Raw genomic sequence first — 13,883 nt, 5'->3', positions numbered from 1 at the left:
GAGTGTTTGGTTGATGAATTTTCTTATTTTAAGAGTTCAATAATCGATATTAAGTTGTAAAAAGGTTAGTAATTGCCGTTACTGACCTTTTTTCGTTGTTGATTTAAATTTTTGAATCTGCTCTAAGTGATACTTTAATTGCGTTTCTTCATTAGTTGTCATTTCTTCAATTTCAATTAATCTTTTTGCTTACTTTACATGTAACTCAATATAATTCAGCACGTTGTATATCCCCTCATGTTTATTCATTCTTATCCCTCCATTAACCTCATTTAAAGTAATTCTAATACCACTCTACCTGTGCGTTCAGTTTTTGATATAATCTTATCCAGTCTCCATTTTTAAAATTTACTCTTATACTATAATTCACATTGTCCATTTTAAAATCTTCGTAGCTTAATATTTCTTGCCTGAATTCTGTTGACATTAAGTTGTAGTAATAATTGAATAGTTTTTTTGTTTAGTTGTCGTATTAATCTACCTACCTTTTCTATTTTTTTATTTTTATATGTTCATTTCTAAACTCATTTAATATGTTAAATTCATTCATTTCTTTCTTTAAATCACTTATGAGCATATTCAAGTAGTTCTGAGTAATAAGAAGGCTGCTATGTCCTAAAATCTTTTGGAGAATAGCTAGATTCCCTCCGATAGTAATAAACTTTTTTGCAAATGTATGCCTATATCTGTGTATACCTGTTTTAAAAATGCCTCTTTCTCTGTTGTACTGATAAAGACTTGTGCTTATAGTTCTTTTTGATAACTGAGTTCCAAAGACTGTGCAGAATAGAAATTCATCATCACTTTGGTGTTGTCTGATTTTTAAATAATCTTTAAGTATTTTTATGATTGTAGAATTCAAAGGAATAATTAATGGTTTTCTATTTTTAGTTACATTTACATATACAACTTCATTTTCAAAGTCCAAATCTTTAATTTTTATATTTATGAAGCTATTAAGTCTTACACCTGTACTTAGCAGAAAATTTATGATTACCCAATCTCTGTACTGTGCAAAACTAACCTTATTTAAATCAGGTTTCTTTAGTAAAACTTTTAACTCTGCATCTGAATAAGTTTCTATTGGTGCTTTATCTACCTCTGGCAACTTGATTTTGAATTGATTTAAATAATCTAACTTTATAAAGTAATTGATTATCGTTTTTAAATCTCTTGTGTATGTGAACAATGTTTGAGATTTAATATCTAAGTTTTCTTTGCTATCTCTATCAAATTTGTCTATTGTTTTATGACTAATATCTTTTATAAACATTTCTTCATCTACAAATCTAATAATGGATTTATAAGACTCTTCATAATGTTTAATAGTTGCAGGTCTTAAATTTCTAGCTTTACAGCTATCTAAAAATTCTTCAAACCCTTCTTTAAATGTTAGATTATTATTAGATTTAATCTTTAATTTTCTTGCCATTTTAACTTATACACCACCTTGAAATAATAAAAAAAGAGATACACATCTATTAGCTTTATACTAATAATGACGTGTACCTCTAATTTTATAAATGCCTTATTATCTCATTGCCTCTTCAATAGCAACAGCTACAGCAACTGATGCACCAACCATTGGGTTGTTACCCATTCCGATTAGTCCCATCATTTCTACGTGAGCTGGTACAGAAGATGAACCTGCAAATTGTGCATCAGAGTGCATTCTTCCCATTGTATCAGTCATACCATAAGAAGCTGGACCTGCTGCCATGTTATCTGGGTGAAGTGTTCTTCCAGTACCACCACCAGATGCTACTGAGAAGTATTTTTTACCCATTTCAATACATTCTTTTTTGTACGTTCCTGCTACTGGATGTTGGAATCTTGTTGGGTTAGTTGAGTTTCCAGTTATGGATACATCAACGCCTTCATGATGCATTATAGCAACCCCTTCTCTAACATCATCAGCACCAAAGCATCTTACTTTTGCTCTTTCGCCTTTTGAATAAGCAGTTTCTTTAACTATTTCTAAGTTTCCAGTGTAATAGTCAAATTTAGTTTGAACATATGTGAAACCATTAATTCTTGAGATAATCATTGCAGCATCTTTTCCAAGACCATTTAATATTACTCTTAATGGCTCTTTTCTTACTTTGTTAGCTGATTTTGCAAGACCTATAGCACCTTCTGCAGCTGCAAAAGATTCGTGTCCTGCTAAGAATGCAAAACATTTAGTTTCTTCTCTAAGAAGCATTGCTGCAAGTCTTCCATGTCCTATTCCAACTTTTCTATCATCTGCAACAGAACCTGGAATGCAGAATGCTTGTATTCCTTCTCCTAAAACTTCAGCAGCTTCAGCAGCGCTTGTACATCCTTTTTTAATAGCAATTGCAGCGCCAACTATGTATGCCCAGCAAGCATTTTCAAATGCAATAGGTTGAATTTCTTTTACTATATTATAAACATCTATGCCTTTTTCATCGCAAATTGCTTTTGCCTCTTCTAAAGATTCTATTCCATACTGATTAAGTACTGGTAGAATTTGATTTATTCTTCTTTCAAAACTTTCAAATAATGCCATGTTTAGCTTCCTCCATTTCCTATTCGTGTCTTGGATCTATTACTTTATGTGCTTCAGAAAATCTTCCGTAACTTCCAGTTGCTTTTTTCATTGCTTCATTAGCATCCATTCCCTTTTTAATCATATCCATCATTTTTCCAAGGTGAATGAATTCATATCCAATTACTTGATCCTCTTCATCAAGGGCTACTTTATTAACATAACCCTCAGCCATTTCTAAGTATCTAGTTCCCTTATCCTTAGTTCCAAACATTGTTCCAACTTGGCTTCTTAATCCTTTACCTAAGTCTTCTAAAGAAGCTCCAATAGGCAGTCCACCTTCTGAGAACGCAGTTTGAGTTCTTCCATAAACTATTTGTAAGAATAATTCTCTCATTGCAGTATTTATAGCATCACAAACTAAGTCTGTGTTAAGTGCTTCAAGTATTGTTTTTCCTGGTAATATTTCAGAAGCCATAGCAGCTGAGTGAGTCATACCAGAACATCCTAATGTTTCAACTAATGCTTCTTCAATAATTCCGTCTTTTACATTTAAAGTTAGTTTGCAAGCTCCTTGTTGTGGTGCACACCAACCTACTCCATGGGTTAATCCTGAGATATCTTTAACTTCTTTAGCTTGTACCCATTTTCCTTCTTGTGGTATTGGTGCTGCTCCATGGTTCGGTCCTTTTGCAACACATACCATTTGTTGAACTTCATGTGAATAAATCATAATTAGTCTCCTTCCTCTTACCAAAATACTTATACATAAATCTTTAGGGTATATTTAATATCCTATAAAGCTTATGATATTTAACACCACTACATGGGACTAAAATTATCCCACAGTGGGTAAATTTAGCAAATCGACTCACTCATTTTACCAAATATATTTAGTTTTAACAATAGCTACACATAAATTTTATATAGGGTTCATGTTATTGCACTGAATTTATGTAATAGTGGCTATATAAATTTAAATATTAAATATCTATACTGAGTTATTCACATGAGAAAGCTTATTAACTTAAGCAGAAAATACTTCTTATTCCTCACATAAAGTAAAGGTCTAAGAAGTATTTTATAGGATTAAACTGTGAGCTTTTTAATTATTTTATAATCATAGTTCTATATATTTAAGCCTAAAAATAAGATTTATACACTAATTGTATAAAGAGATATTTTAAATATCTCCAGTGATTATAGCATAATACATATTCCACTTTTCTTTACTTCCACCAACTTCAATTACTCTCCCCTTTTGATCTAAGTAAGTAGGGGTTATCTCACTTAATTTTTCTGGATTAACTTTGCTTAAATAATTATACATCTTTTTTACATCTCTTATAACTTTTTTGGATAAATACTCTAAAGCCCTAAATACAGCACTTTCATAAGAATAGCTTTCCTCTTGACTTACTACGCTTAAAATAGTATCAACTGCATTAAAAAATCTATCCTCATCTTTAATTGCCCAACTTTCAAAATTTACTATATAGCAATCATAAAGTATAGCTGCAAAAAGTTGGTTATGATGATTAAAGGTTTTATCATTTTCGTATAATTCTCTATGCATATAAAAGTCTTTACATATACTTAGTGCCCTTTCATTTTTATTGCACATTCTTAAGCATATAATATAGTTAATATAATCATCTCTAGTAAATTCATCCTTTTCTTTATCATAAATGATATTGTAAATTTTCAAGGCTTCTTCGTACTGTAAACACTCTAATAAATCCTTAGCATCGCGTTTCATTGCACTAATAGTTTTCATTATTCCACCCCTATATATTTATTTTCAATATTGCAATTTACATATTATGTTTATTCATATAATATTATATGCTACTTCTCACACCCTTGTATACCAACAATTGAAGATTTTAATAATTATTTTCTTGCAATTTTTTATTTTCATCTTTCATTAGTTGTTATATTAACAACAAGATTAATGCAATACTGTATTATAATAACAAAATCTGCACTATAACAGAATTCTTATTTCTTTAGACTTGTAATTATAATTTTGTAATATCAGTGTCCTATTAGGTAACATTCTTTTGTTAGAATTAAAACACAAGCTTCAAAACATAAAACAGTAGTTTGTTTTAAAGTTAAAACCTTACATTGGTTAACTAATATTCCTTCATATAGATAAATAATTATCAATAATAGTAAACTATCTATACCACCTATTGCTTCAATTTTATATACACCTTTATTTTTAACCACGAAGATTTTAGTTTGAAAACCTTAAAACAAGTTAATATCTTATTTGAGATTAACTTGCATGAAATTGTATTTTTATATAATGAAAATTAAAAAAGTTTTTTGTATTGTCTCAATTACCGTTCAGCCTAGACCTTTATTTTGCTATATAAAATAAAAAGTACATATATAAGTTAAAATGAATTCACCTTATATATGTACTAAAAATTTTGTCCCTAGGCAAAGTGGTTGAATTTAAGGGAGAAGTCCTTGTACTTTTACTAAATTTTACATCTTGTAACTTCTTCCTTTAAAGCATAAGCTTCATCATAATGATCATCAATATTTAATGCCTCATCGCAAGCTTTTATAGCCTCATCATACTCTTTGTTTTTATAATGAATTTTAGCTTTTAATAAAAAGAATCTTTCATCATCCCCAATTTCAATGGCATTATTAATAAAGATTATCGCCTTTTTATAGTTAAAATCGCTAACTGTATAGAAATAAAATGCCATAAGGTAATAGATTTTATCTTGTCTTGAATAAAGATTAAACATTCCCATAAGAAAATTTAATATATCTTTCTTTGGTAAAAAAGTTTTTCGCACTTTACCCATTTTAGGATTTTTATAGGAAAGCTTTAACAAAGCATCAATAGCTTCAGTATATTTATGACTCCTTATTAAGATAAATATCTTATTTAAGTTAATATAGAACTCTTCATCATCTAAAGCTAATGCGTTATCAATATAGGTAAGTGCTTTATCATATTCTCCAATTTCAAAGTGAGTTCTTGAAAGTAAGTTAAAGTATTTAGGATTAGTGTTATTTAAGCTAATAGCCTTATTTAAATTATAAATAACCTCAGAATAAGTATAACAGTCTAGCTCATGAACCATCCTTGCTTCTTTAGTTGTGGAGTCTGAACTATTTAAGATTCTTAGCACTAGAACTATAGCTCTACCTTTCCTATAATATCCATGCGCACAGCCCTCATTAAAGCCTATTAGCTTATCATATATTTTAACTGCTTTATTATAATTTTCTATTATATTGTAGATTGTTTGGTTTTGTGAAATTTCTTCATATTCTTCTCCAAAAATTAAACAGACCTGTTCAGTTTTTAATAGCCAGTACTCCCTATCTAAATCCATATTTAATGCTCTATCACATTGCTCAAGGATTATATTACACTTATCATCTAGAGATAGTGTTTCTTCCTGTAACACTTCTTCTACTTTATACTGAAGAAAACTAGAAAACTCTTTTTTATAGGTTTTATAACTTTCCATCTCCTTATGACCAAGATTCTCTAAGCCATTTATTATACACTGGTAAGCCTCAACTTTTATTGAAGTTTTAGCTTTATTATCATCAATAATGCTCCTTAAAACGGTTAAACCCTCATTATACTTTGCTATCTTTATTAAGATATATCCCTTGTGGAATAAATAGTTATAGTAATCCTTATTATTTATATTTATAACTTGATTCAAAACCTGTAGTAAAAGTTCATCATTTTCTTGTAAGGATGTTCTACTAACAACTTCATCAATTAGGTCCTTAATTTTATTATCAATATAACCCTTATTGATATATGTCAATTCTTCGTATTCGGAGATTCTCTCTATTTTATATAAGACTTTATAAATGTCAATAACTTGAATAAAATATCCGCAATCCAGCAATACTTGTTTGCCAAGTTCCAGTAAATCTAAATAGTTAATGTTAATTTCAAAATTTGAACTATGGTATTGGTCATTTTCCTCTTCTTTTATAATAATATCCAGAAGTTTATTATAGGAATTACATAATTCTTCACATTTTTTTTCTGCTATAAATTTTATAATTTTCTTTTGAAGTTTTTCTTTTAATAGCTTTCCAACTCTTAATAGATTTTCACCAAATATCTCCAAATCACCATAACTCTTGTTATTATATATTAAAAACTTTAATCCCTCATAGTAAGTATTAAAAGCTTCTTCATAATCTTTTAGTCTTTCCAAAATTTTTGCTTTATGGTTGTATATAAATTCATCCTTAGATAAATCAATAGATAGATTCACGTAGTACAAAGCATTTTTAAAATCTTCAACTTCATAGTATGCAAAGGATAATAGATCATAAGCCTCATCACTTTCTTTTATTTGAAGAGATTCTTTTAAATATTCTATAGCTGCATCTAGCCTATGGAGTTTAAGGTGCATTTTTGCCTTTAAGATAATAGTGTCATAATTACTTTGGAGTTCCTCATTTTCAGTAAGCTTATTAATGATATTTTCAGCTTCTTCTTCACTTATATTCTTATAACTATCATATTTTTCTTCTATATTAAACTTATTGTAATCCATAATTATCTCCTTTTATCAACTGATACTTATGTAGTCATTAGGAATTTATGCAAGATTAAACTGCACACTTAATTTTAACATAAATTATTAATGAAACGTATTAATACTACGGTGAAATTCTAATATTAAACCTAAAAAAGGGTGATAATTATTGTAATTATCACCCTTTTAAATTTATACTATATTTTTGTTAAAACAAACAATATAGCTTAAGTTATTTTAAATGATATTCCTTGTGCAATACCCAAGTATCATTTGACCACTTATATATTGATATATTATCAAACTCACCACTAAAGTCACAAGAAAGATTATTTACATACTCCCATAACTCTTTAAATACTGATTGAATTCTTTTAGAGCTCACTGTAATATGAAAAACTTTATTTTTTCCATCTTTTTTATCAAAATTTATATAGTTTATCTTACTCAGCTCATCAATGAGTCTATCATGAACGGCTTTAGCCGCCTTAGACATATTTACTCTCATAAAAATAACTCTATTATCAAAATGGTCAAATCCTTTGATTTCGAAAGGTTCTTTTTTTTCCTTTTGACAAAAGTTCTCTAAAGCTTTTTCCAACTCGCCTAACTCATCTTCATATTCGAAAGGAGCCTTAATGGTAAAATGAGCTGGTAACTTTGATGACTTTGCTCCAAATTCCTTAAAAACTTCTTTTCTTAATTTGTTGTTAAATTCCCCAGGTGCGCCTTTTAACACTGATACTATAACATATCTCATATTAATACTCCTTATTTGTTTTTAGTAATAAAGTAGTATACAGGTAAGCCCACTAAAGTTATTAACAGACCAACCAATGCAAACATGGTATTTGTTATTAAAGTACTAATTAATATATAGATTCCACCCGCAATTCCAATGAGTGGTGTAATTGGATATAAAGGTACTTTAAAGGGTGCTGAAAGATGTTTAAACTTATTTCTTAGTATAAATACTCCTGCAACCGCCATAGTAAAGAATATCCAAAGTACAAACATTACAAGATTAGTAAGTAATTCAAAGGAACCACTTAAAACGTATAAAGAAGATATTGCTACTTCAATAATGAAGGCGTTTAATGGTGTTTCAAACTTTTCATTTACTTTACCAAAGAATTTTGCGAAAGGAAAAACCCCATCTTGAGCCATTGCAAAAGGTATTCTAACTCCTGTCATTAGGTAACCATTTAGCGCACCAAATATAGAAATCATGATACCGGCTGCAATTAAGCTAGCTCCATTCTTTCCAAAAAGTATCACTGAAGCATCTGTAGCTGCCTTTGAGGATTTAACAACTTCTCCAACTGGCATAACTTTAATAATTGCAAGGTTAATAAGAACATAAACTGCGATAATAACTAGAAGTCCAACTATTATAGATTTTGGAAGATCCTTTTCTGGTTTCTTTAATTCACCAGCCATATTCCCTACAGCAATCCATCCATCATAGGCCCATAAGGTACCTAATATAGCTGCTCCGAAACCTGCAAGACCTACAGAACTTCCTTCTATTGCAGTTGCGGAAAAACTATTTACTGTGCCTTTTGTTAAGCCAAAAATGATAATTATAGCTATAGGTATTAATTTAGCTATAGTTGAAACTAACTGAACTTTACTTCCTATTTTTGTTGAAATAATGTTTAGAACCATTATAAATAAAATCATTATAATTGCTAAAATCTTTTGTTGAGTTCCGCTCATTGGAACAAAATAAGTTGCTTGAGTTGCAAATACAATTGCTAAAGCTGCAACTGCACCAGGAACATATACAAAGCTTTGTACCCATCCAAATAGAAATGCCCATTTCTCACTGTATAGTTCTTTCAAGTAAATGAAAACTCCTCCTGTTTTAGGTATAGCAGTTGCTATTTCAGCTATAGTAAGAGCAGAGGCGATGGTAATTATACCTCCAACTACCCAAGCCATTATGCCCATAGTAGCACTACCTGCATTTCCAAATACTGCAGAAGCCTTGAAAAATATACCTGAACCTATTACAATTCCAATAACCATAGTTATTGCTTCAAATAATCCTATTTGCTTTTTTAAAGCATTTGAGGATTTATTATTTTCTCCACTCACCTTTTCTTTTTTTACTTCCATAAAAAAGACCTCCTTATTATTAATCATTATCCAGTCCTTAAAGGTATTTTGCTTAATGTTTAAGATTTTTAAACATAGAAAAGGACAACGAGTAAAATAGCATGAAAAATAATGCTATCTTACTCCCTGTCCTTTTATCTGAAAGATTCCTTTAAAATAAAGTTGCTCCGTTGATGCCACATTTAAGTGAACTCTCCAGGGGGGTGTCAAATTATTGTATGTGACCTGAAAGCTTCAAAGTAACTAATTAGCTTTACCTACTTTTTTCTTCTACGGTTATCCAAGGTATAATATAATTAGCTAGAAGCTAATTGCTTAGAGCCAAACTCAATATGGTTAACTTTGAGAAACTAAATACTTTTATCAACTTTAACCTATTGCTTTATAGCACCTACCCTAATAGATATCTCCAATAATTTTCATCCACCGATATTAAATTAATTTAATTTTAATTACAATTAATTGAAATGTCAATACATTTTTCGACAATGTTCTTGTTAAATTAACTACAATTTAATATTAAATGTTCTAATTTTTCGTAAAAATTAAGTATTTACATATACTAAAGCTAAATAATAAAATAGTTTTACTTATTGTATACCTCCTTTAATCTACTTTCTATGTAGAAAATCGCCTCAAATGTACTTACTATTCTAAGTTATTATTATTAAACTTATAAGCTTATACTTTTATAAGCTTATAAGTTTAATAAACAAGCTCATACCTGGAATGAAATAATTATAAAAACCCAACTAAGAAAATATAAGTTTTTTTAATTAGAGCCAGATTTTATACTATTATAACTATTTACTATAGAATTCCAAGTAACCTCATCAACTTTTCCTGTAATAGGAATCCCAATATTTTTTTGTAACTCTGATACTGCTGAACTACTATTATAACCATAGATACCATCAGGAAGTAGATAAATAATTGATGGATACCTAGTTCGAATAACATTCAAATACTCCTGAATTAATTTAACATCATTACCTTTAGATCCAATATTCAAAATATTACCAGGGTATGAAGGTTGCAATTCAGATTCCCTTTCTCCTTCTCCTGAAGCTTCTGCCATTTTTGTTACAGCTACATATACATCTGAAAGTTTATACCATGTTTTATAATCCACATTGCCATCCTGATTTAGACCAAATATTTTTTGAAACATCTGGACTGATTGCCTTGTATTATTTCCGTATATTCCATCAGTAGATAACTTCTTAATAGCTGGAAAGTTTTTTGAAATTCTATTTATATATTTTTGAACAGTAGTAACATCTTTTCCTCTTGAGCCAACTACTAAAGTATTCCCAGGATAAGATTTAGGAACTCCTCGCATGATTTTAGATAAATCAAAAACTATGTTATTACCATAAAAGTGAGTTAAAATTTCATAAGGAGTTTTTCCTTCATCTCCAAGATACTTACTTCCCCATTGTGTCAAATGTCCTGGACACTTAGACCTTATACCATCACAATATTGAGCTAAAAGAGGCTGAATAGCACCTTGCCTTTTAATGTACTGTGCAAAGACCTCGTCTACTATATTACCTATATTCTCAAAAATGTTTCTTCCATATACAAAGTAGTGATCGTAAGCAGTAGAATTTGTTATGTCAAAGTTTTTACCCTTGGCTCTATACCATTCTGTAAAAATCCTATTTAAAGTAAAGGATACTATACAATGTATGTTGGCTCTAATAGTATTTTCAGACCAAGTTGGATAAATTTCGCTACTTGCTACATTTTTAATATACTCTTTGAAATTTACTTCATAATTAGGTCCAGCAGAGTCTGGAGTGCCTACGTGTACAACTATCTTATCTGGTATAATAACTTCCGGAAGCACTCTAAACATACTTTTTGATTTTGGCATTTCTTTTTCTTCCTCTTCTAAAGATTTCTTAGTATAATTTCCATATAATACATGGGGACCAATTTCAATAATGCTAGAACTTATCTTTGATGTATCATTAATATTTTTTATGGTTCTAAACATTGCTACTGTAGTTATGTCTTTTTGTAGATTTACCTTTTGAATAGACGTTATTTCAGGAAAAACCTGAACTCCTTTAATAGATATTGGTATTCTTTGTGGAGCCTCAATTTTTAATGACCAGGAGCTATAAGGTACAAGACCTGAATTATAGCTTGGTGATTGAGATAAGGCTGTAGGTGGGGTGGGAACCTCTAGAACTTCAGTTTCACCGCTTTCACCTGTAAACACTTCTTTTGTACCATAATAATTATATTGAAACTCTTCAGGAGTGAGTGTAACTTTTGCACCTACATAAGGGTTAAATCCATCCCCGTCGTAAACTATAACTTTTAATTTACCAGCATAACTCATACTTACCCTCAAAATAATTAATTGTAATATTATACTATGATTTACTGTAACATTTTTGTGCTAGCAAAAGTGTAATTATGATTTACCAAATTATCCTATATATTTGCACAGTGATGTAAACTTATGTATTATTATATAATGCTTCAAATTAACAGTAAATTTTATTTATAATATAATTTATTGACTTATACATCCTATATTGTAAAATAGTTATGGATGTTTTAAATAATAATGAAAATGGGGTGGTATTGTGCTTGGCACCATAGTTAATTTTTTAGCCATAGTAGGTGGCGCATTAGTGGGGTTATTCCTAAAAGGTGGTATTCCTGAAAAAGTCAGCAACACCGTAATGCAGGGTATAGCATTGTGTATACTGTATATAGGAATATCTGGTGCTTTCAAGGTTGAAAATATGCTTGTTGTAATCATTTGCATGAGCATTGGTGCTGTAATAGGAGAATTTGCAGACCTTGATAATTTGTTAAAAAAACTTGGAGATTGGTTACAAAGCAAATTTAAAAATAGTGATAGTAAAATATCAGAAGGCTTTGTTAGTGCAAGTTTATTATACTGTGTGGGCGCTATGGCCATCGTTGGCTCTCTTGAGAGCGGTCTTCAAGGAAAACATGATATTTTATTTTCAAAGTCAATTTTAGATGGAATTTCTGCTATTATTTTTTCCTCAACGTTGGGCATTGGGGTAATGTTATCTGGAATTTCTGTACTTTTATATCAAGGAATTATTACTTTATGTGCCTCTTTTTTAAGTCCCGTACTCTCCTCAGCTGTAATTTCAAACATGACTGCCTGTGGAAGTTTAATTATTGTTGGATTAGGACTTAATATTTTAGGCGTAACTAAAATTAAAGTTGCTAACTTATTACCTGCAATATTTCTTCCGATTCTAGCACCTTATATTATTAAACTAATAAGTATTTTTTAGACATTTTGTAACATTGAAAATAAGTCAATTAAAGATATGTGTAAACTTAATTTGCTTTTTATTAGGTCAAGCTTATAAAATACTAGACACCCTTAGTATAATTATTACAAATTAAACTAAGGGTGTCTTTTAATTAAGCTTCTGGCGTTGGAATATTTAAATTCCTATATCACCTCTAAAATAAATTCCTTCAAAATCAATATTATTTATTCCAACATAAGCATTTTTTCTAGCTTCTTCAATAGACTTTCCAAGGGCTGTTACCCCAAGGACTCTTCCACCACTAGAAAGCAATTTACTGTTTGAAATTTTTCCACCTGCAATAAACACTTTTTCTGAACTATTATTTGCAATATTTATTTCTTTACCTACTTCATAAGTGCCGGGATATCCTTTGGAAGCTGCTATAACACAACATGCAAATTCATCTTTAAAACTTACAGTCTTACTGCTTAAATTTCCATCAATGGTTGACATTATTAACTCCATGAAATCACTTTCCATTAGTGGTAGCACTACTTGAGTTTCAGGGTCTCCCATTCTCACATTGTATTCCAATAAATACACATTATCTTTTGTTATCATCAATCCAAAGAAGATAATCCCCTTGTATTGAATATTTTCTTTTTGAAGACCTTGAAGAGTTGGATACATAATTTTATCTTTGAAATCTTGCAACACCTTTTCAGTACAATATGGGTTCGGAGCTAGAGTACCCATTCCTCCGGTGTTTGGTCCTAAATTTCCATCATATATAGCCTTATGATCTTTTGAAGAGACAAAAGGTATTATTGTTTCACCATCGGTAATAGCTAGTATTGATGCTTCTACCCCTTGTAAAAACTCCTCAATTACAACAGACTTTCCTGCTCCTCTTAATATATCACTAATCATGAGTTCTTCAATTGCGATTTTTGCTTCATTATAGTCCTGAGCGATGATGACTCCTTTTCCTGCTGCTAAACCATCAGCTTTTAGTACAACTGGAAATTTACAAGTTTCAAGATACTGAATAGCTTCATCTGCATGAGTAAAAGTGTCATAAGCTGCGGTATTAATGTTATATTTCTTCATAAAGTTTTTAGAAAAGATTTTACTTCCCTCTAGCTGTGCACCTGCGGCACAAGGTCCAAATATTTTTAATCCCTTTTCTGAAAAAGAGTCTACAATACCTTCACAAAGTGGCGCTTCTGGCCCAACTACTGTTACATCAATAGAGTTATCTATAGCAAATTTTAATAATTCTTCATTGTTAGTTATATTAACATTTTCACATTTTTCCTCAGTGGCAGTACCACCGTTGCCAGGAGCACAAAATATTTTATTTACCAATATACTTTGACTTAGTTTCCAGGCAATTGCATGTTCCCTTCCTCCACTGCCGATTAAAAGTACCTTCATTTAATCATC

At 30.1% G+C, this 13,883-nt stretch carries 10 protein-coding genes and 1 riboswitch; of the genes, 1 reads left to right on the top strand and 9 read right to left on the bottom strand.

Annotated features, from left to right (window positions below; all coding sequences use genetic code 11):
• Window positions 1-490 precede the first annotated feature (490 nt).
• The 8 genes from C661_RS0114315 to C661_RS0114280 form a co-directional block, all read right to left on the bottom strand.
• A complete protein-coding gene (locus C661_RS0114315) occupies window positions 491-1,432 on the bottom strand; it encodes a tyrosine-type recombinase/integrase (protein WP_017416028.1) in 942 nt (313 codons plus the stop codon).
• 99 nt (window positions 1,433-1,531) lie between these two features.
• Window positions 1,532-2,530 (bottom strand): GGGtGRT protein, encoded by a 999-nt coding sequence (locus C661_RS0114310; RefSeq protein WP_017416027.1) that lies wholly within the window; start codon window positions 2,528-2,530, stop codon window positions 1,532-1,534.
• A 19-nt stretch (window positions 2,531-2,549) separates the two neighbouring features.
• The gene (locus C661_RS0114305; RefSeq protein ID WP_017416026.1) at window positions 2,550-3,242 is read right to left on the bottom strand and encodes an iron-sulfur cluster assembly scaffold protein; all 693 of its coding nucleotides are present in this window, start codon (window positions 3,240-3,242) and stop codon (window positions 2,550-2,552) included.
• A 450-nt stretch (window positions 3,243-3,692) separates the two neighbouring features.
• Window positions 3,693-4,286 carry a hypothetical protein gene (locus tag C661_RS0114300; protein ID WP_017416025.1) on the bottom strand — a complete coding sequence of 198 codons (594 nt, stop codon included), beginning with the start codon at window positions 4,284-4,286 and terminating at the stop codon, window positions 3,693-3,695.
• A 715-nt stretch (window positions 4,287-5,001) separates the two neighbouring features.
• Entirely contained in the window at window positions 5,002-7,074 is a 2,073-nt protein-coding gene (locus tag C661_RS0114295) for a tetratricopeptide repeat protein (RefSeq protein ID WP_017416024.1), read from the bottom strand.
• Window positions 7,075-7,288: 214 nt separating this feature from the next.
• A complete protein-coding gene (locus C661_RS0114290; RefSeq protein WP_017416023.1) occupies window positions 7,289-7,816 on the bottom strand; it encodes a 2'-5' RNA ligase family protein in 528 nt (175 codons plus the stop codon).
• An 11-nt stretch (window positions 7,817-7,827) separates the two neighbouring features.
• On the bottom strand, window positions 7,828-9,177 hold the full coding sequence (locus C661_RS0114285; protein WP_017416022.1) for an APC family permease: 1,350 nt from the start codon (window positions 9,175-9,177) through the stop codon (window positions 7,828-7,830).
• 116 nt (window positions 9,178-9,293) lie between these two features.
• A riboswitch (glycine riboswitch) is annotated at window positions 9,294-9,386 on the bottom strand.
• Between the two features lie 563 nt (window positions 9,387-9,949).
• On the bottom strand, window positions 9,950-11,530 hold the full coding sequence (locus C661_RS0114280; protein WP_017416021.1) for a peptidoglycan-binding domain-containing protein: 1,581 nt from the start codon (window positions 11,528-11,530) through the stop codon (window positions 9,950-9,952).
• A gap of 250 nt (window positions 11,531-11,780) precedes the next feature.
• On the opposite strand from C661_RS0114280, the gene C661_RS0114275 reads away from it, so the two are divergent.
• A complete protein-coding gene (locus C661_RS0114275; protein ID WP_017416020.1) occupies window positions 11,781-12,473 on the top strand; it encodes a DUF554 domain-containing protein in 693 nt (230 codons plus the stop codon).
• 156 nt (window positions 12,474-12,629) lie between these two features.
• Here C661_RS0114275 and purD read toward each other — a convergent pair whose 3' ends face one another.
• A complete protein-coding gene (purD, locus tag C661_RS0114270; RefSeq protein WP_017416019.1) occupies window positions 12,630-13,874 on the bottom strand; it encodes a phosphoribosylamine--glycine ligase in 1,245 nt (414 codons plus the stop codon).
• Window positions 13,875-13,883 lie beyond the last annotated feature (9 nt).

Source organism: Clostridium tunisiense TJ (assembly GCF_000300195.1).
Classification (GTDB): Bacteria; Bacillota; Clostridia; order Clostridiales; family Clostridiaceae; genus Clostridium_J; species Clostridium_J tunisiense.
The sequence above is the reverse complement of the archived record's forward strand: the minus strand, read 5'-3'. Positions and strand labels throughout refer to the sequence as shown.